General features: G+C 66.2%; 22 protein-coding genes. 15 read left to right on the top strand and 7 right to left on the bottom strand.

Going from position 1 to position 16,860, the window contains the following annotated elements:
* Nucleotides 1-27: 27 nt before the first annotated feature.
* The 7 genes from ftsY (at nt 28) to U0023_RS08505 (ending at nt 6,863) form a co-directional block, all read left to right on the top strand.
* Entirely contained in the window at nt 28-1,368 is a 1,341-nt protein-coding gene (gene ftsY / locus U0023_RS08535; protein ID WP_009490729.1) for a signal recognition particle-docking protein FtsY, read from the top strand.
* Entirely contained in the window at nt 1,365-1,961 is a 597-nt protein-coding gene (locus tag U0023_RS08530) for a septation protein A (RefSeq protein WP_009490728.1), read from the top strand. The genes ftsY and U0023_RS08530 overlap by 4 nt, the downstream gene beginning before the upstream one ends.
* A gap of 70 nt (nt 1,962-2,031) precedes the next feature.
* Complete coding sequence (gene murJ / locus U0023_RS08525) at nt 2,032-3,555, top strand: murein biosynthesis integral membrane protein MurJ (protein WP_009490727.1); 1,524 nt, start codon at nt 2,032-2,034, stop codon at nt 3,553-3,555.
* A 163-nt stretch (nt 3,556-3,718) separates the two neighbouring features.
* Nucleotides 3,719-4,759, top strand: coding sequence for a tryptophan--tRNA ligase (trpS, locus tag U0023_RS08520; RefSeq protein ID WP_009490726.1), 1,041 nt, complete (start codon nt 3,719-3,721; stop codon nt 4,757-4,759).
* A gap of 81 nt (nt 4,760-4,840) precedes the next feature.
* A complete protein-coding gene (locus U0023_RS08515) occupies nt 4,841-5,341 on the top strand; it encodes a universal stress protein (RefSeq protein WP_009490725.1) in 501 nt (166 codons plus the stop codon).
* 236 nt (nt 5,342-5,577) lie between these two features.
* Nucleotides 5,578-6,138, top strand: coding sequence for a NifU family protein (locus U0023_RS08510; protein WP_009490724.1), 561 nt, complete (start codon nt 5,578-5,580; stop codon nt 6,136-6,138).
* A gap of 134 nt (nt 6,139-6,272) precedes the next feature.
* Complete coding sequence (locus U0023_RS08505) at nt 6,273-6,863, top strand: malonic semialdehyde reductase (RefSeq protein WP_009490723.1); 591 nt, start codon at nt 6,273-6,275, stop codon at nt 6,861-6,863.
* Nucleotides 6,864-6,866: 3 nt separating this feature from the next.
* Here U0023_RS08505 and U0023_RS08500 read toward each other — a convergent pair whose 3' ends face one another.
* A complete protein-coding gene (locus tag U0023_RS08500) occupies nt 6,867-7,451 on the bottom strand; it encodes an NUDIX hydrolase (RefSeq protein WP_009490722.1) in 585 nt (194 codons plus the stop codon).
* A gap of 153 nt (nt 7,452-7,604) precedes the next feature.
* On the opposite strand from U0023_RS08500, the gene tsaB reads away from it, so the two are divergent.
* The 4 genes from tsaB to U0023_RS08480 are packed head-to-tail and all read left to right on the top strand — an operon-like array spanning nt 7,605 to nt 10,056.
* Nucleotides 7,605-8,288 carry a tRNA (adenosine(37)-N6)-threonylcarbamoyltransferase complex dimerization subunit type 1 TsaB gene (gene tsaB, locus U0023_RS08495; RefSeq protein ID WP_040638321.1) on the top strand — a complete coding sequence of 228 codons (684 nt, stop codon included), beginning with the start codon at nt 7,605-7,607 and terminating at the stop codon, nt 8,286-8,288.
* A gap of 11 nt (nt 8,289-8,299) precedes the next feature.
* A complete protein-coding gene (locus tag U0023_RS08490) occupies nt 8,300-8,785 on the top strand; it encodes a GNAT family N-acetyltransferase (protein WP_009490720.1) in 486 nt (161 codons plus the stop codon).
* 48 nt (nt 8,786-8,833) lie between these two features.
* Nucleotides 8,834-9,289 (top strand): Fur family transcriptional regulator, encoded by a 456-nt coding sequence (locus tag U0023_RS08485; protein ID WP_009490719.1) that lies wholly within the window; start codon nt 8,834-8,836, stop codon nt 9,287-9,289.
* Nucleotides 9,286-10,056, top strand: coding sequence for a lysophospholipid acyltransferase family protein (locus tag U0023_RS08480; protein ID WP_009490718.1), 771 nt, complete (start codon nt 9,286-9,288; stop codon nt 10,054-10,056). Before U0023_RS08485 ends, U0023_RS08480 begins: the two co-directional genes overlap by 4 nt.
* A 56-nt stretch (nt 10,057-10,112) precedes the next feature.
* Here the strand turns inward: U0023_RS08480 and U0023_RS08475 are convergent, their stop codons facing one another.
* The gene (locus U0023_RS08475; RefSeq protein ID WP_009490717.1) at nt 10,113-11,045 is read right to left on the bottom strand and encodes a transcriptional regulator GcvA; all 933 of its coding nucleotides are present in this window, start codon (nt 11,043-11,045) and stop codon (nt 10,113-10,115) included.
* A 119-nt stretch (nt 11,046-11,164) separates the two neighbouring features.
* Between U0023_RS08475 and U0023_RS08470 the strand changes: the two genes are divergently transcribed.
* Both U0023_RS08470 and U0023_RS08465 read left to right on the top strand, forming a co-directional pair.
* Nucleotides 11,165-11,404 carry a DUF1127 domain-containing protein gene (locus U0023_RS08470; RefSeq protein WP_009490716.1) on the top strand — a complete coding sequence of 80 codons (240 nt, stop codon included), beginning with the start codon at nt 11,165-11,167 and terminating at the stop codon, nt 11,402-11,404.
* A 19-nt stretch (nt 11,405-11,423) separates the two neighbouring features.
* Nucleotides 11,424-12,107 (top strand): glutathione S-transferase family protein, encoded by a 684-nt coding sequence (locus tag U0023_RS08465; protein WP_009490715.1) that lies wholly within the window; start codon nt 11,424-11,426, stop codon nt 12,105-12,107.
* Between the two features lie 38 nt (nt 12,108-12,145).
* Here U0023_RS08465 and U0023_RS08460 read toward each other — a convergent pair whose 3' ends face one another.
* On the bottom strand, nt 12,146-12,643 hold the full coding sequence (locus U0023_RS08460) for a YidH family protein (RefSeq protein WP_009490714.1): 498 nt from the start codon (nt 12,641-12,643) through the stop codon (nt 12,146-12,148).
* A gap of 113 nt (nt 12,644-12,756) precedes the next feature.
* Here U0023_RS08460 and U0023_RS08455 point away from each other — a divergent pair, with 113 nt between their 5' ends.
* Nucleotides 12,757-13,020 (top strand): hypothetical protein, encoded by a 264-nt coding sequence (locus tag U0023_RS08455; RefSeq protein WP_009490713.1) that lies wholly within the window; start codon nt 12,757-12,759, stop codon nt 13,018-13,020.
* Nucleotides 13,021-13,065: 45 nt separating this feature from the next.
* On the opposite strand, the gene coaA is transcribed toward U0023_RS08455, so the two are convergent.
* Genes coaA through hisF form a run of 4 tightly spaced genes read right to left on the bottom strand, consistent with a single transcriptional unit; the run spans nt 13,066 to nt 15,997 of the window.
* Nucleotides 13,066-14,043 carry a type I pantothenate kinase gene (gene coaA / locus U0023_RS08450; protein WP_009490712.1) on the bottom strand — a complete coding sequence of 326 codons (978 nt, stop codon included), beginning with the start codon at nt 14,041-14,043 and terminating at the stop codon, nt 13,066-13,068.
* A 21-nt stretch (nt 14,044-14,064) separates the two neighbouring features.
* Nucleotides 14,065-14,385: a phosphoribosyl-ATP diphosphatase gene (locus U0023_RS08445; RefSeq protein ID WP_009490711.1), complete on the bottom strand. Its 321-nt coding sequence runs from the start codon at nt 14,383-14,385 to the stop codon at nt 14,065-14,067.
* A gap of 7 nt (nt 14,386-14,392) precedes the next feature.
* Nucleotides 14,393-15,142 (bottom strand): type I methionyl aminopeptidase, encoded by a 750-nt coding sequence (gene map, locus U0023_RS08440; RefSeq protein ID WP_009490710.1) that lies wholly within the window; start codon nt 15,140-15,142, stop codon nt 14,393-14,395.
* A gap of 51 nt (nt 15,143-15,193) precedes the next feature.
* A complete protein-coding gene (hisF, locus tag U0023_RS08435) occupies nt 15,194-15,997 on the bottom strand; it encodes an imidazole glycerol phosphate synthase subunit HisF (protein WP_009490709.1) in 804 nt (267 codons plus the stop codon).
* Nucleotides 15,998-16,028: 31 nt separating this feature from the next.
* Between hisF and U0023_RS08430 the strand changes: the two genes are divergently transcribed.
* Nucleotides 16,029-16,772: a DUF3800 domain-containing protein gene (locus U0023_RS08430; RefSeq protein WP_009490708.1), complete on the top strand. Its 744-nt coding sequence runs from the start codon at nt 16,029-16,031 to the stop codon at nt 16,770-16,772.
* Nucleotides 16,773-16,860 lie beyond the last annotated feature (88 nt).

Below are 16,860 nucleotides of genomic sequence, written 5' to 3'. Positions count from 1 at the left end.
CAGCGTTCATAAGGCAAAGCGACACTCATGGCCGAGACGAAGCCCGACAAGCCCGGATTTTTCTCCCGTCTGTTCGGGCGCAAGGCTGAAGAAGCCCCCGCAGCACCGGCGCCGGAAACCCCGCAGGCCGGCGGCGAGCCGGAGGCGATGCCCTCCCCGCCCGCGACGGCCGCGGACGATCTCACGGCCGCTCCCCCGAGCGTGACCACCGCCTCCCCGGATACGCCTGAGGAGGACAAGGTACCGCCGGAGCTGGCGGGCGCCGATCTCCAGCCCGTGGAGGGATTGGACCCCGAGGGCACCAACCCGCAGGAGCCGCTGCCGCGCATCGTCACCGAGACCGGCCCCGAGCTACGCCCCGACATTTCGGCCGCCGATCTGCTTGCGCCCGAGCCCGCCCCCGCCGAGGTTGTTCCCGCTCCGGAACAGCAGCCCGCCGCGTCCCGCGGCTGGTGGCAGCGCCTCACAGACGGCATGCGGCGCACTTCGTCCTCCCTGTCGGAGAGCGTGACCGGACTGTTCACCAAGCGGAAACTGGACGACGCCACCCTGGAGGAGCTGGAGGACGCCCTGGTCCAGGCCGATCTCGGCGTGCCTACGGCGATGCGGATCACCGAGGCCATCGCGTCCGGCCGCTACAACAAGGAAATTTCCCCCCAGGAGGTGAAGGCCATCCTGGCGGGCGAGGTGGAGAAAGCGCTCCAGCCCGTCGCCCAGGCGCTCTCCATCGACCGGTCCAGGAAGCCCTTCGTCGTTCTCATGGTCGGCGTGAACGGGGCGGGCAAGACCACGACCATCGGCAAGCTTTCCCAGAAATTCCGTGAGCAGGGTCTGAAGGTGATGCTGGCGGCCGGCGACACGTTCCGGGCCGCCGCCATCGAGCAGCTGAAGGTCTGGGGCGAACGGGTCGGGGCTCCGGTACTGGCCCGCGCGCAGGGCGCCGACGCGGCGGGCCTCGCCTATGACGCCCTGCAGGAGGCGAAAGCCAACGGCACGGACGTGCTCCTCATCGACACGGCCGGCCGCCTGCAGAACAAGGCCGGTCTGATGGCCGAGCTCGAGAAGATCGTGCGCGTGGTGAAGAAATTCGACCCGACCGCCCCGCACGCCACCCTCCTCGTCCTCGACGCGACGGTGGGCCAGAACGCCGTCAGCCAGGTCGAGCTGTTCCAGAAGGCGGCCGGCGTCACGGGCCTCATCATGACCAAGCTCGACGGCACGGCCCGCGGTGGCATCCTGGTGGCATTGGCTGCCAAATTCGGCCTGCCAGTTCATTTCATCGGCGTCGGCGAAGGCGTCGAGGACCTGGAGCCTTTCACCGCACGGGATTTCGCAAAGGCCATTGCCGGGTTAGATACAGCCTCATGACAGACGAAAAGCGCCTCCCTCCTCTCCTCAAGCTCGTCCTCGAACTCGGGCCGCTGGCCCTGTTCTTCCTCGGCAACGCCTATGGGGACCGGTTCGGCTTCGCGGAGGATCATCGCATCTTCGCCGCCACCGGGATCTTCATCGTGGCGACGGTGATCGCCCTGGGGATCAGCTACGCGCTCACCCGCAAGCTGCCGATCATGCCCCTGGTGTCGGGCATCGTCGTGGTGGTCTTCGGCGGGCTGACCCTGTTCCTGCAGGACGAGACCTTCATCAAGCTCAAGCCCACCATCGTGAATACGATGTTCGGCTTCGTGCTGCTCGGCGGGCTCTATTTCCGCAAGCCCCTGCTCCAGATCGTGCTCGACAGCATGTTCGAGCTCGACGAGGCTGGATGGCGCAAGCTCACCCTGCGCTGGGCGCTGTTCTTCTTCGCGCTCGCCGCCCTGAACGAGATCGTCTGGCGCACGCAGACCACGGATTTCTGGGTCAGCTTCAAGGTCTTCGGCATCATGCCCCTCACCATCGCGTTCGCGCTGGCGCAGACGCCCCTGCTGCTGAAGCATGAGATCAAGAAGCCGGGAGAGGTTTAGGCGTCCCGGCCGGCGCCGGCGAAGGCGTGTTCTTAGACATTTCCCTCGAGACCGGCTAAGCCGCGAGGGCATGTCGCTCATCCGTTCCTCGCTCCTGGTCGGCCTCGGCTCGATGGCCTCGCGCGTTCTCGGCTTCGTCCGGGACATGCTGTTCGCGCAGGCCCTGGGGGCCGGGCCGGTGGCGGATGCGTTTCTCGCCGCCTTTCGCCTGCCGAACCTGGTGCGCCGGATCGTCGGCGAGGGCGGGCTCAACCCGGCCCTGATCCCGGCCTTGAGCGCCCTGGAGCCCGATGAGGCGGCGGCGACCGCCGGCGATGTGCTGAGCGTGTTCGGACTGGCGCTGCTCGGCCTCACGGCGCTCGTGGAGGTCGGCGCGGGGCTGCTCGCCCTCGTCCTCGCGCCGGGCCTGCACGACGACGGCGAGACGCTCGCCCTGGTGGCGGTTTATACGCGCCTCTCCTTCCCCATCGTCCTGTCCGTGACGCTGGCCTCCATCGGGGCCGCGATCCTGAACATGCGCGGTCGCTTTGCCGCGACGGCCCTCGCGCCTCTTGCGGTCAATGGCGGCCTGATCCTGGTGCTGATCGGGATGGAAGCCGGTCTTCCCCTGCCGCTCGCCGAGAAGGCCGCATGGCTGGCCCTGGCGTCGAGCCTCGCCGGCCTGATCCAGCTCGCCCTCGTGGCCGCGGCCCTGTGGCGGGGCGACGTCCCGCTGGTCCGCTTCCGGAAGCCTCGCTGGTCCCCTCTTCTGAGGAATCTCCTGCTCGCGGGATTTCCCGTGCTCGTGGCGAGCGGCGCCGTGCAGCTCTTCATCCTGGCCGCGACCCAGATCGCCTCGTTCTGGCCCTCCGGCGTGTCCTGGCTCTACTATGCCGAGCGCGTGATGCAGCTGCCCCTCGGCCTGATGGCCGCGCTCGGCTCGGGCCTGCTCCTGCCGGAACTCGCCCGCCGCCATCGGGCCGGCGAGACAGGGGCCATCGTGGCGGCGCAGAACCGGGCCCTGGAAGTGGCGCTGCTGCTCGCCCTGCCGGCCAGCGCGGCCCTGATCGTTCTTGCCCGCCCCATGAGCAGCGTGCTGTTCGAGCGGGGCGCGTTCCAATCCTCCGACGCCGAGGGTACGGCGCTCGTCCTGACGGCCCTGAGCGTGGGCCTGCCCTTCGCGACGGCCGCCAAGGTGTTGAGCCAGACCCTGTTCGCGCGCGGCTCCCTCAAGGTGGTTCTCGTCGCCGCGATGCTCGGCCTCGTTCTCACCGTCGCGGCCTCCCTGCTGCTCGCCTGGCCTCTGGGCCCGACAGGGATCGCGCTCGGCGTAAGCGCAGGGTGCGTCGGCCATGCGGCCGCCGTCGTCCTGGGCCTCCATCGAATCGGCCTCTGGGCGCCGGATCGCGCCCTGGCGTCGCGCACCACGCGCATCGTCCTGGCGGTGCTCGCCATGAGCCTGGGCCTGCTGGGTGCGGGCTCCCTTTTCCCGCAGCCGGGAGTTGCGTCCCTCGCGGCTCTTTGCCTGGGTGGGCTGGCGCTTTATGCGCTCGTGGCCTGGGCCGCTGGCGCCGTCACCCGCGACGATTGGGCCGCGCTGACGAAAAAAGCGTGAGAACCCTTGCATCGTGGCGCGGCCCTGTCATAACGCGCGCCTCAATGGAGCATCGTCGCGCCGGCCGGCCTCCGGTTCGCCGCGGAACGATGCGGGACTTAGAAGCGATCTGGGGCGGTCGGCGGTTCGGCCTTGCGCGTGCACCCCGTGGGAGTTCAAGACGATGGCGCAGTTCAAGGAGCTGGTGTTCTCGGGCGTTCAGCCCACCGGCAATCTCCACCTCGGGAATTATCTCGGCGCCATCAAGCGCTTCGTCGCCATGCAGGAGCAGTATGACTGCATCTACTGCGTCGTGGACATGCATGCGATCACCGTGCCGCAGAACCCGACCGATCTGACCCGCCAGATCCGCGAGGTGACGGCCGCGTTCCTCGCAGCCGGCATCGATCCGAAGCGGCACATCGTCTTCAACCAGTCCCAGGTGCCCCAGCACGCGGAACTCGCCTGGGTGTTCAACTGCGTGGCCCGCCTCGGCTGGCTCAACCGGATGACCCAGTTCAAGGACAAGGCGGGCAAGGACCGGGAGAACGCCTCGGTCGGCCTCTACGCCTATCCGAGCCTGATGGCCGCCGACATCCTGGTCTACCGGGCGACCCATGTGCCGGTGGGCGAGGACCAGAAGCAGCATCTGGAGCTGACCCGCGACATCGCCCAGAAGTTCAACAACGACTGGGCCGAATCGATTGCCGCCCACGGCTTCGGCGATGCGTTCTTCCCCCTGACCGAGCCCATGATCCAGGGGCCCGCCACCCGGGTCATGTCCCTGCGCGACGGCTCGAAGAAGATGTCGAAGTCGGACCCGTCCGACTATTCGCGCATCAACCTGACCGACGACGCCGACACCATCGCCCAGAAGGTGCGCAAGGCGAAGACCGATCCCGAGCCGTTGCCGAGCGAGGTCGAGGGCCTCAAGGCCCGCCCCGAGGCCGAGAACCTCGTGGCGATCTATGCGGCGCTCATGGACACGACGCCGGAAGAAGTGCTGCGCCAGCACGGCGGCTCCCAGTTCTCCGGCTTCAAGGCCGCTCTCGTGGACGTGGCGGTGACGAAGCTCTCGCCCGTCGCCGACGAGATGCGCCGCCTCATGGCCGATCCCGGCCACATCGATGCGGTGCTGGCGGACGGCTCGGCCCGCGCGCGCGCCCTGGCCTCCGTGACCATGGATGCGGTCAAGGACATCGTGGGCTTCGTCCGCGCGCGCTGATGCCTGGATCGACGGAGATGACGGGACTTGCCCTTGCCTTAACGGCAGGGCAGCATTCTCACTGACACAGGAGAGCATGCTGTGAGCGGCAAGCGCCGATCCTACGAATCCGGCCACCGGCCGAAATTCATGGTGGTGGTCGACCAGACGCCGGAATGCGCCCGGGCGGTGCACTTCGCCTCCCGGCGCACGGCCCGCACGGGCGCGAGCATGATCATGCTCGCGGTCGTGGATCCACCCGACAATTTCGAATGGCTCGGCGTCGGCGAGGCCATGATCGAGGAAGCGAGCGAAGAGGCCCAGAAACGGCTCGACGCCGCGGCTCGCGAGGCCCGCAACGCCGCGGGCGTGGAGCCGGAGCAGGTGATCCGCGTCGGCAGCCGGGCCGACGAGATCATCAAGCTCATCAACGAGGACGAGGACATCTCCTTCCTGGTCCTTGCGGCCGGCAGCGCCAAGGACGGCCCCGGCCCCCTGGTCTCCACCCTGGCCGGCGGCAAGGCCGCCGCCTCCTTCCCGGTCCCCATCGTCATCGTGCCGGGCAGCCTGACGGACGAGGAAATCGACGCGCTGGCGGGCTAGCGACCGGAATTGGCCTGCACCGCACCTTTCCGATCGGGATCACCGGCATGAGGCCGGAGAGGACGCAGGAGAGGTCGAGCGGCGGCCGAAGTTGCAGTCCTCCGATGCCCTTGAGGTATGTATTCTCCCCTTGGAATCCGCCTCGTCCCATTCCACATTGAGGCTGGAATCTGTTAGAACGATTCTAACACCCACACTCGGCCGGCCTTGAACCGGCGCAGAGGACGACAGACACGATGTTCATCCAGACCGAAGCCACTCCCAATCCCGCCACCCTGAAATTCCTGCCCGGCCGCGTGGTCATGCCGGAAGGCACCTTCGAGGCGAAGACCCCCGAGCAGGGCGAAGTCTCCCCCCTGGCCCAGCGGCTCTTCGCGGTGCCGGGCGTCACGGGCGTGTTCTTCGGCTACGATTTCGTCACCGTGACCAAGGCGGACGGGGAATGGCAGCACCTGAAGCCTGCCATCCTCGGCGCGATCATGGAGCATTTCATGACCGGCGCTCCGCTCTTCGCCAACGGATACGGCGCCAGCCAAGAGGACGGCGAGGAGTTCTTCGACGATGCGGACGCCGCCACCGTCGAGACCATCAAGGAACTGCTCGAGACCCGCATCCGCCCGGCGGTGGCGGGAGACGGCGGCGACATCACGTTCCGCGGCTTCAAGGACGGCACCGTGTATCTCGTCATGAAGGGCGCCTGCTCGGGCTGCCCGTCCTCGACCGCCACCCTGCGCCACGGCATCCAGAACCTGCTGCGCCACTTCCTGCCGGACGTGCGCGAGGTGCAGGCGGTCTAAAGCATCGGACCCAAAAGCGGATTTGCACTTTTGGGACCTAGACGATGCGCCCATAAGCCGTTTGGTCCGATCTTAAGAATTCCGTTAGGAAAGCGCGGCTTTGTTCAGCCGCGCTTTTTGTTTGGAGACCTCCGTTGCCCGTCTTGTCCGAGATCGCCCTGGACCAGCTCTTCCGCGACGCCCGCACCCATCGCTGGTGGCAGGATCGCCCGATCCCGGAGGCGACCCTGCGCGAGGTCGCCGACCTCGCCAAGCTGGGGCCGACGAGCACCAATTCCTCGCCCGGCCGCTTCGTCTTCGTGGTGTCGCGCGAGGCCAAGGAGAAGCTCAAGCCCCATCTCGACGAGGGCAACGTGCGCCAGACCATGAGCGCGCCCGCGACGGTGATCGTGGCCTATGACACCGAATTCTACGAGAAGCTCGCCACCCTCGCGCCGAACAGCCCCGATGCGCGCAGCTGGTTCGCCGGGAAGCCCGAGGCCATCGAACGGGCGGGGTTCCAGGGCTCGTGCCTCCAGGGCGCCTATCTGATGATGGCCGCCCGGGCGCTCGGGCTCGATTGCGGACCCATGGGGGGTTTTTCTCACCAGGGGGTCGACGGGGCCTTCTTCCCCGACGGCCGGTTCAGGTCCAACTTCCTGATCAATCTCGGCTACGGCCTTCCCGAGAAGCTCCATCCGCGCCAGCCGCGCCTCGCCTTCGAGGAGTTCTGCTCCATCGCCTGAAGCTCATAAATGCCATTTGCCGATGGCGCCGAGCGCGATGGCCAGGGAGGCGATCTGCATCGCGTTCGTGAGGGTGCCGTCGGCAGCGAGCCGAGCGGCATCCCCGACCGGCACCCGCACCACCTTGATCTGCTCGGTCGGGTCGTTCAGCTTCCGGCCGACCGGGCGCGCACCGAGCGCCAGCACCGTATGGCAGGAATTCGTATGGGTTGCGGGATTGGGTGAGTGCTTGCCCAAAGACCGCCATCGCTCTGCGACGTAACCCGTCTCTTCCTCGAGCTCGCGGGCCGCCGCCGCCAGCACGGACGGGTCCTCCCGGTCGATCGCCCCGGCCGGCACTTCGAGGGACAGGCCGCCGAAGGCATGGCGATATTGCTCGATCAGGACGAGGTGGTCCTCGTCGTCGATGGCTATGACGTGGACCCAATCGGGATATTCGAGCACGTAATAGGGGGCGATTTCCACGCCTTCGGCGGTCACGCAATCGTCGGCGCGCAGCGTGACCCAGCGGTCGCGAATCACGTCCCGCGAGCGGCTCACGGTCCAGGGCTTGAGGTCTGTCGAGGAAGGATCGGGTCCGGTTGTCATGGGCGGATCATGGCACCGGCCATCCGGCCCGTTCAAGCTGAAACGCTTGCGTCGCGAGATAGAGTGTGAAACCGGGTTTCCTCCGGGCCACTTCTTGCTCTAAAGCATCGGACCTAGTGCATCGTGCAAACGACGATCCAATGGAGGCGAATGGTGCGAGTCCTTGCCATCGATACGGCCCTAGGCGCCTGCTCGGCCTGCATCGTCGAGGCCGGTGAGCCCGTGCCGCTGGCCGCCGAATCCATCGCCATGGATCGCGGACACGCGGAAGCCCTGATGCCGCTCCTCGACCGGCTCTCCGCCCAGGTGGACGGCGGATTCGAGAGTCTCGACCGGGTCGCCGTCACGGTCGGGCCGGGCAGCTATACGGGCCTGAGGGTCGGGATCAGCGCGGCCCGCGGCATCGGCCTTGCGGCCGGGATCCCGGTGGTCGGGGTCGCGACCCTGTCCGCCTTCCTCGCCCCGATGATGGTCGGCGACAGGCGCGGGCTCTTCACCGCCGCCATCGACGCCAAGCACGGCCACATCTACATCCAGGCCATCGCGCCGGGCGGACGCACGATCATTCCGCCGGGCCTCATGACCTATCGTGAGGCCATCCGGCTTCTCGGCTCCGGCCCGATCCTGGTCTCCGGCTCCGCCTCGGCCATGTTGGCCGCGGAGGCGCGTGCCCAAGGGGTCGAGGCCCATATCAGCGACATCTCGGGCTATCCCGACATCGCCTGGGTGGCCCGCCTCGGGGCCCTGGCCGATCCGACCCAGGCGCTGCCGAAGCCGCTTTACCTGCGCGAGCCCGACGCCAAGCCGCAGGACGGGGCCCGGATCGCCAGGCAGTAAGAAATCTCGCCGTGAGCATCCTCGACCGCTTCATCCATCCGCCGGCCCCGCGCGTCGAAGCCGTCGGGACCGAGGCCGCCGCCCGGCTCTCGGCCATCCATGCCTCGGCCTTCGCGCCGGCCTGGAGCACGCTGGATTTCGAGCGCCTTCTGGGCGAGCGCGGCGTCGTGGCCGATGGGCTCTTTCTGGGACGCGCGACGAAACCCGTCGGCTTCGTCCTGTCGCGGATCGTGCTCGACGAGGCGGAGATCATCACGGTCGCGGTCGCGCCGGAAGCCCGGGGCAAGGGCCATGCTCGCCCTCTCCTCGCCCATCATCTCGACGCGCTTTCGCGGCAAGGCGTGGCCCGGGTGCATCTGGAGGTCGAGGAGGGCAACGGGCCCGCCATCGCCCTCTACCGGCGCGCGGGTTTCCAGGACGTCGGCCGGCGGGAAGGCTATTATCGGAAAGCCGACGGGACCAAGGCTGCGGCGCTCACCATGACCTTGAGCCTATAGCCCGCTCCGCTCCCCTCGCCTATAAGTCCTCCAAGGAGCGAGTAAGCCTTGGTCACACGAAACAGCACCTCCGCCAAACCACGCCGATCGGACGCCATCGAGCGCGCCTGCCGCGACAAGGGCCTGCGCATGACGGGCCAGCGCCGGATCATCGCGCGGGTTCTGGATTCCGCCGAGGACCATCCCGACGTGGTGGAGCTGCACCGGCGCGCCGCCGAGGTGGACGACCGGATCTCGCTCTCCACGGTCTATCGCACGGTCAAACTGTTCGAGACCGAAGGCATCCTGGACCGGCTCGACTTCCGCGACGGTCGCTCGCGCTACGAGCAGGCCGCACGGGAGCATCACGACCACCTCATCAATCTCGAAACAGGCGACGTGATCGAATTCCGCTCGGAGGAGATCGAGGCGCTGCAGAACGAGATCGCCAAGCGGCTCGGCTACAAGGTCGTCTATCACCGGCTCGAACTCTACGCGGTGCCGCTGGACAAGGACGACGCGTGACGAAACCCGGCGTCGCCTTGCGTCTCCTGCTGCTCGGCCTGTGCAGCCTCGTGCTCGTGCCACTGCAGATGCTGGCCTTCCGGTTCGGCTGGTCGTCGATGCTGCCTGTGCTGCCCATGTGGTTTCACAGGATCCTGATGAGGCTCTTCAACGTACGCGTGATCGAGCGGGGAACGCCGCCGGGGAGCGCGCCCACCATCGTGCTGGCGAACCATGTCTCCTGGCTCGACATCCCGGTGATCGGTTCGCTGCATCCGCTCTCGTTCATCGCCAAGTCGGAGATCGAGACCTGGCCGGTGGTCGGTCTCTTCGCGCGACTGCAGCGCTCGGTCTTCATCGACCGCCAGCGCCGCAAGGCCACCGCGGAGGTGAACGACGCCCTCGCCCACAGGCTGGTGAAGGGCGAGGCGATCGTGCTGTTCGCGGAAGGCACCACCGGCGACGGCAACCGCCTCCTGCCCTTCCGCTCGTCCCTTGTCGGCGCGGCCCAGACCGCCCTCATGCACGACAGCGTCGAGCACGTTTATCTCCAGCCGCTCGCCATCGCCTACACGCGCCGCAACGGCCTGCCGGTGACCCGGCGCGAGCGCCCCTTCATCGCATGGTACGGGGACATGGAGCTCGGGCCCCATCTCAAGATGTTCGTCCAGGGAATCCCGCTCGACGTGGTGGTCACCTGGGGCGAGCCAATCCCCTTCAACGGCAACCGCAAGCAGGCCACGGCCACTGCGGAAAGCGCCGTGCGCACGGCACTGAAGGCGGCGTGATGCGGCAATGCCCCGCTCCGTCATCGCCGGCCTTGTGCCGGCGATGACGGAGACGATCAGTCCCGCCCCGCCTCGGCGCCATGCGCCCTCGCCTCCTCCAGCAACCATGCCCGGAAGGCCGCCAGCGCCGGCCGGTCGGCGGTGGCTTCCGGGCAGACCACGTAATACTGGTAGGAGCCCTTCACCTGCTGCGGGAACGGCTGAACGAGGCGTCCGGCCTGCAGGTAATCGCCGATCAGCACGTTGGTGGCGAGCGCCACCCCCTGACCGGAGGCCGCGGCCTGGAGGCAGAGATAGGTATGGGGAAAATGCGGGCCGCGAGAGGTGTCGAGGCCGGTGACGCCGACGGCGTCGAGCCAGCGATCCCAGGTGGTGTAGTCGGGGATGCTGTAGACGCTTTCGTGCAGCAGGGTGTGGTGGCGCAGATCCGCGGGTTCGTTCAGGGGGCGCTCGGGGTCGCCCAACAGGGACGCGCTGCAGACGGCGAAGAAATATTCCTCCATCAGCAGGCTCGAGCGGAGCCCCGGATAGTTCCCCCGGCCGAAGCGGATCGCCACGTCCACATCCTCGCGGGCGAAGTCCGTCAGCCGCGTGTCGACGGAGACCCGCACCTCGAGGTCGGGATGCTGCTCCTTGAGGGAGCCCAGCCGGGGGATGAGCCAGCCCGATGCAAAGCTCGGCATGGAACTCACGGTGATCACGTTGGACCGGTCCGAGCGCAGGGCCTGGGCCGTCACATGATCGAGCCGGTCGAGGATGTCGGACAGGGAGGCGGCATAATGCTCGCCCAAAGGCGTCAGCGCCACGCCGCGGCTCGGCTGGCGCAGGAAGAGGGGGCGCCCGAGCCAGGCTTCCAGAGCCTTCACCTGCTGGCCCACGGCGCTCGCCGTGACGGCGATCTCGTCGCCCGCCTTCTCGAAGTTCAGGTGACGGGCGGCGGCCTCGAAGGCCCGGAGGGCATTGAGCGGGGGAAGACGTCTGCGGGACATGGCGGATCCAGGTTATTGCCCAAGTTTTCCTTGGGCACAGCGCAAGAACTTCTCGTTTGCCCGAACGCTATCATGAGCGCACATTTGTCTCAATGGAACGCCGTTGAAGGAGACTCGTCATGGCGATCGGATATACCGCAGGAAATCTTGGGCTTCACGCCGCCCGCCGCGAGCGCAGGAACCTGGTGCTGCAGCTTCTGCTCAGGTACGAGGCCTGGCTCGACGCACGCGAGAACGCCAAGGCCTTGTACCGGTTGGACGATCGGGAACTCGCCGATATCGGGTTGTCGCGCGCCGACGTGGCAGGCTTGAATGTCGCCTCCTGGCAGGATCATCTTCCCACCACCTTCAGCCGATGATAGCCCGAAAGGCACCCCGATGAAGCTCTATTCCGGTCCGGTAAGCCTCTTCTCCCGCAAGGTCGAAATCGCCCTTCACGAGAAGGGGCTCGTCTTCGAGCGGATCCTGGTGCCGTTCACCCAGACGAAGGGCTACAGCCCCAAGAACCCGGACGTGGTGGCCATCAACCCCAAGGGACAGGTCCCGGTCCTCGTCGACGGGGACCTGTCCCTTTACGATTCGACCGTGATCCTCGAATACCTGGACGAGGCCTATCCCGGTCCGTCCCTCTACCCCGATACCCCGCGGGAGCGCGCCCGATGCCGGCTCTTCGACGTGTTCGGCGACGAGGTCATGCTGGCGCCCTTGCGCCTCCTCATGCATCGCACCGAGCCCAAGCCCGAGGATTCGGAGCGCTGGGATGCGAAGGAAGCGAAGGCCCGGGAGGCCGAATCGGCGCTCGCCGGCCATTTCGCCGAGATCGACCGCGCGCTCGAGGGCAAGGAGTATCTCTGCGGCGCGTTCTCGGCCGCCGACATCGCCGTGTTCATGGCGGTCTTCTGGACCCGCCGCCTGGGCGGCCCGTCCGTCAAAGGCCTCGGGGCCCTGGCATCCTGGTATGCAAGGCTCGAGGCGCGCCCCGCTTTTGCGCGCGTCATCACGGAAATCCGCGCGGCGGATGCGGAATTGTCGGCCCCGGTCGAAGGGGCGTTCCGCGAGTGAAACCCTCTCGGGAGCGTCCAGCGTCCTGAGAGCCGCCCTCACCCGCCCGTTCGTCCGAACCAGATGCTGAACAGGGCGGCAAGCGAGACGAGCGCCAGGAAGCCGTTGAAGGCGATGAGCAGGAAGGGCGGAAGGCGCTGCACGTCGGGCTGCGGCGGCTGCGAGCCGGTGAAGAGCTGACGCCAGACGGCGGCCGCGAAGCAGAAGGCGCTGAACAGGATGAGGATCGACCCGGTGGAGACGATCATCCAGCCCGGCACCACGCCCTCGAGGAGCTTCTTCGCGCCGATTCCGGAGGCGAGCGACGCCAGGCCCGTCCGCACCCAGGCGGCATAGGTTCGCTCGGCGGCAAAGACCGTCCGGTTGGCCGCGAGTTCCGTGCGCCGGTCGGCGCTGTCCTTCATCTGCACGCTGGCCTTGGCGGTCGTCCGCGCCGCCGCCTGCGTGTGTTCTGCCGCTTCCTGGGTCTGCTCCGCGGCCTCCTTCGCGTGCTCTGCGCTGCGCTTCAGCTTTTCGTCAACCGGCTGGGTCGTCATGGATCCTCCTTGGATGTGGAGGCACAACGTTCACAATCAGGAAGTGGTTGAACAAACGTTCCCATAGGATATATGTTAATACATAACATTTCTGTACGAAGGTTGAAAACAAGTTGCTCGATTGGATTTGGCTTTTAGCACTCCCCATTGCCGTCATCATGGTCATGCCGGCCTCGACCGCTCGCAACCGTGTTTGTCGTTACGTGCTCTGTGCCGGCAGGTTCCTGACGGTCGGTTCCTGGTTGCCGCTGCTGTCGTCCGTCATTTTCGGATGGGCCGGCGACAATCCGGTCGGTCTCGGCCTTCTCGCCATGTTCGGCAGCGGGTTCGGATTGCTTCTGATGGGCTTCGGCACGTTTCTGCGTCGGCAGGAATGAGCCGGCTCGGACGGGATTGAAGAAGAAGGGGAGCCCGGGTCCCGCTCACAGCCTTCTCAGCGCCACCGTTTCGATCCGGTGGCTCGGGCCTTTCTTCAGGATCAGGCTCGCGCGTTGGCGGGTCGGCACGATGTTCTCCTGCAGGTTCACCAGGTTGATGCGGTTCCACAGGCCCTCGGCGATGGCGATGGCATCCGCTTCCGCGAGTTCCGCATAGCGCCGGAAATAGGACAGGGGATCCCGGAAGGCGGTGTGCCGCAGGCGCAGGAACCGGTTCACGTACCAGCGGTGCAGGTCGGCCTCGTCGGCGTCGATATAGACCGAGAAATCGAAGAAATCGGACACGAAGGGAATGGCCGTGCCGTCCTTGGGCATGCGCGCCGGCTGGAGCACGTTGAGTCCCTCGACGATCAGGATGTCCGGACGGTCGACATTCGTCTCCTCGCCGGGCACCACGTCATAGACGAGGTGGGAGTAGAGCGGCGCCTTCACGTTGCGCTTGCCGGCCTTGATGTCGGCGAGGAAATGCAGGAGCTTTCCCGTGTCGTAACTCTCCGGAAAACCCTTGCGCTCCATCAGGTTGAGCCGTGTCAGCTCGGAGTTGGGGAGGAGGAACCCGTCCGTGGTGACGAGGTCGACCTTGGGCGTGTTGGGCCAGCGGGCGAGAAGGGCTTTCAGCACGCGGGCCGTGGTGGATTTGCCGACCGCCACCGAGCCCGCCACGCCGATGATGTAGGGCACCTTCTCCTGTTGCTCGGCAAGGAGGAAGCGCTGGGTCGCCTTGAACAGCCCCTGCGTCGCCGCGACGTAGAGCGACAGCAGGCGCGAGAGCGGCAGGTAGATCGCCGCCACCTCGTCGAGCGAAATCGGATCGTTGAGGGATTGCAGCTGAACCACCTCGTCGGCCGTCAGCGTCATGGGCGCATCGGCGCGCAACCGAGCCCATTCGTCGCGCGAGAACGTGCGATAGGGCGAGAGGCCGTCATCGTCCTCGGCGGCGGACACCAGGTTGGGCTGGTCCATGCGAACCACCTCTTTCCAATTTTAGGCCTTGCGGGCGGCCTTCTCCGCGAGACCCGACTGCGCCGTGCGGCGCTCCAATTCGGCCATCACGTCACTTAGTGGAATATTGGCGCCCTGCAACACGACCAAAAGGTGATACAGCACATCGGCCGCCTCGGCCGTGAGGTTCTGCCGGTCGCCCTGGACGGCCGCGATGGCGGCCTCCACGGCCTCCTCCCCCAGCTTCTTGGCCGCCTTGGCCGGCCCGCCACCGATCAACTTGGCCGTATAGGACTCGGTCGCCGGTGCGGCCGCACGCTCGGCCACGATGCGAGCGAGATCGTCGAGGGTGAAGGAGGTCATGGTTGGATCAGCCCGGTAATGTGACGACGAGAGGACCGTTGCGGGTGGCGACGACCGTATGTTCGTATTGCACCGTCGGTGCGCGCGGATCGCTGAGCAGGGTCCAGTCATCGTCTCCGTCCGTCGCCCAGTTCGCGCCCATCGACAGGAAGGGCTCCACTGTGAAGACGAGGCCCTCGTTCATGATCCGCCTCTCGGAGCGGTCGGGCCAGGTGGGAATTTCGCCCGGCTCTTCATGAAGGGAGTGGCCGATGCCGTGGCTCGCCAGGTTGCGGACCAGGGTATAGCCGTTCTTCTCGGCGAATTGACCGATGGCCTGGCCGATCCCGGCGATCGGCCTGTCGGCGCCGACCTGGCGCAGGCCGACCCACATGGCGCGCCGCCCGTCCCGGCAGAGCCGCTTCGTGGCGTTGGTGACCGGCGGAACGGCGAAGGAGGCGCCGGTATCGGCATAGATTCCGTTCTTCTCCGCCGAGATATCGATATTCACGAGATCGCCTGCCTCGATCCGGCGTGGTCCGGGAATGCCGTGGGCGACCTGCTCGTTCACGCTGATGCAGGTTGCGCCGGGAAAATCGTAAACGAGTTCCGGACCGGAACGGGCGCCCGCCTGTTCGAGAAGCTTGCGGCCGATCATGTCGAGCTCCGCCGTCGTCATGCCCGGCTCGAGGGCCGCAGCCATGGCCTCGAGGGTATTGGCGACGATCCTGCCGATCTCCTTGAGCTTGTCCAGATCATCCTCGTTGGAGATCGTCATGGGCCAGATTCCTTCGTGATGTCTGGATTTGCGGTTGTCGTCGAACCCGCATCAATGCCGGTCGGCAGGGCGTCGCGCCGGCTCGTCCAGCCGCATCTTGAGGCCCTTGCCGGCCATGTAGCCCTTGGCTTCCGAAATCGTGTGGGTGCCGAAATGGAAGATGGACGCCGCGAGAACGGCGCTGGCATGGCCCTTCTCGACGCCGTCGACCAGGTGGTCGAGTTTGCCGACGCCGCCCGAGGCGATGACAGGCACGGAGACCGCGTCCGCGATGGCGCGCACCAGCGCGAGATCGTAGCCGCCCTTGGTGCCGTCCCGGTCCATGGAGGTGACGAGCAACTCCCCTGCCCCCAGCTCCGCCACCTGCCGGGCGAACGCGACGGCGTCGATGCCCGTGGCGGTGCGGCCGCCATGGGTGAAGATTTCCCAACGCGGCGCCTCGCCCTCCCCCGACACCTTCTTGGCGTCGATGGCGACGACGATGCACTGCGCGCCGAACTTTTCCGCGGCCTCGCGCACGAAATCCGGGTTCTTCACGGCAGCGGTGTTGATCGAGACCTTGTCGGCGCCCGCGAGCAGGAGCTTGCGGATGTCCTCCACGGTGCGCACGCCGCCGCCCACGGTCAGCGGCATGAAGCAGGCCTCGGCCGTGCGCTGCACCGCGTCGAGCAGGATCCCCCTCGCCTCGTGGCTCGCGGTGATGTCGAGAAAGCACAGCTCGTCGGCGCCGGCCGCATCATAGGCCTTCGCCGCTTCCACCGGATCGCCCGCATCGACGAGGTCGACGAACTGCACGCCCTTCACGACGCGCCCGTCCTTGACATCCAAACAGGGAATGAGGCGAACTTTCAACATAACATTACACCTGCCCATGACTGGGGATCGAATGCCATCGTTTTCCGATTATGTCATCTACGTTGATGAAAGCGGTGACCATGATCTCACTTCGATCAACGAAGACTTTCCCCTCTTCGTCCTGGCATTCTGCATTTTCAAGAAGTCAGATTACGTAAGGGAAATTGTACCGGCGATCCAGGACTTTAAATTCCGCTGGTTCGGGCACGACATGGTCATCCTCCACGAACGTGAAATCAGGAAGCAGCAGGCGCCCTTCAAGTTTCTCCAAAACCAGGATGTCAGGCAGCGATTCATGGACGAATTGTCCGGCCTCGTACGCCGTTCCGAATTTACCCTGGTCGCCAGTGCCATAGACAAGAGAAAACTCAAGCTACGCTATGCTTCGCCTGAAAATCCCTACCACATCGGATTGCAGTTCTGCATGGAGAGAACGCACGCGTTCCTGATGGAGAACGAACAGAAGGGCAAGGTGGCCCATTGCATGTTCGAGAGACGAGGCGCCAAGGAAGACAATATCCTGGAGCTGGAGCTCAGAAGAATCAGAGATCGCGGCAACTACACGCAGACCGACATGACGGAGCTCGACATCTGCTTTGCGGACAAGAAGGCGAATTCATCAGGATTGCAGCTCGCCGACCTGGTCGCCCGACCTATCGGACTGGGTGTACTGAGGCCGGGCCAGTCGAACAGGACGAGGGCGATCCTGGCCGAGAAATTCCGTCGAAGTCCGGCAGGAAAAACTTTCGGATGGGGATTGAAGATCTTCCCCTAAAAGCGAAAGGCCCCGGAGAAAACCGAGGCCCGACGCCGACCGAGAACATCCCCCAGTCCACTTGCGGATCATCATACCCGAACAAAAT

Source organism: Microvirga lotononidis (genome assembly GCF_034627025.1).
GTDB lineage: Bacteria > Pseudomonadota > Alphaproteobacteria > Rhizobiales > Beijerinckiaceae > Microvirga > Microvirga lotononidis.
This window is presented reverse-complemented; position numbering and strand designations above follow the sequence as displayed.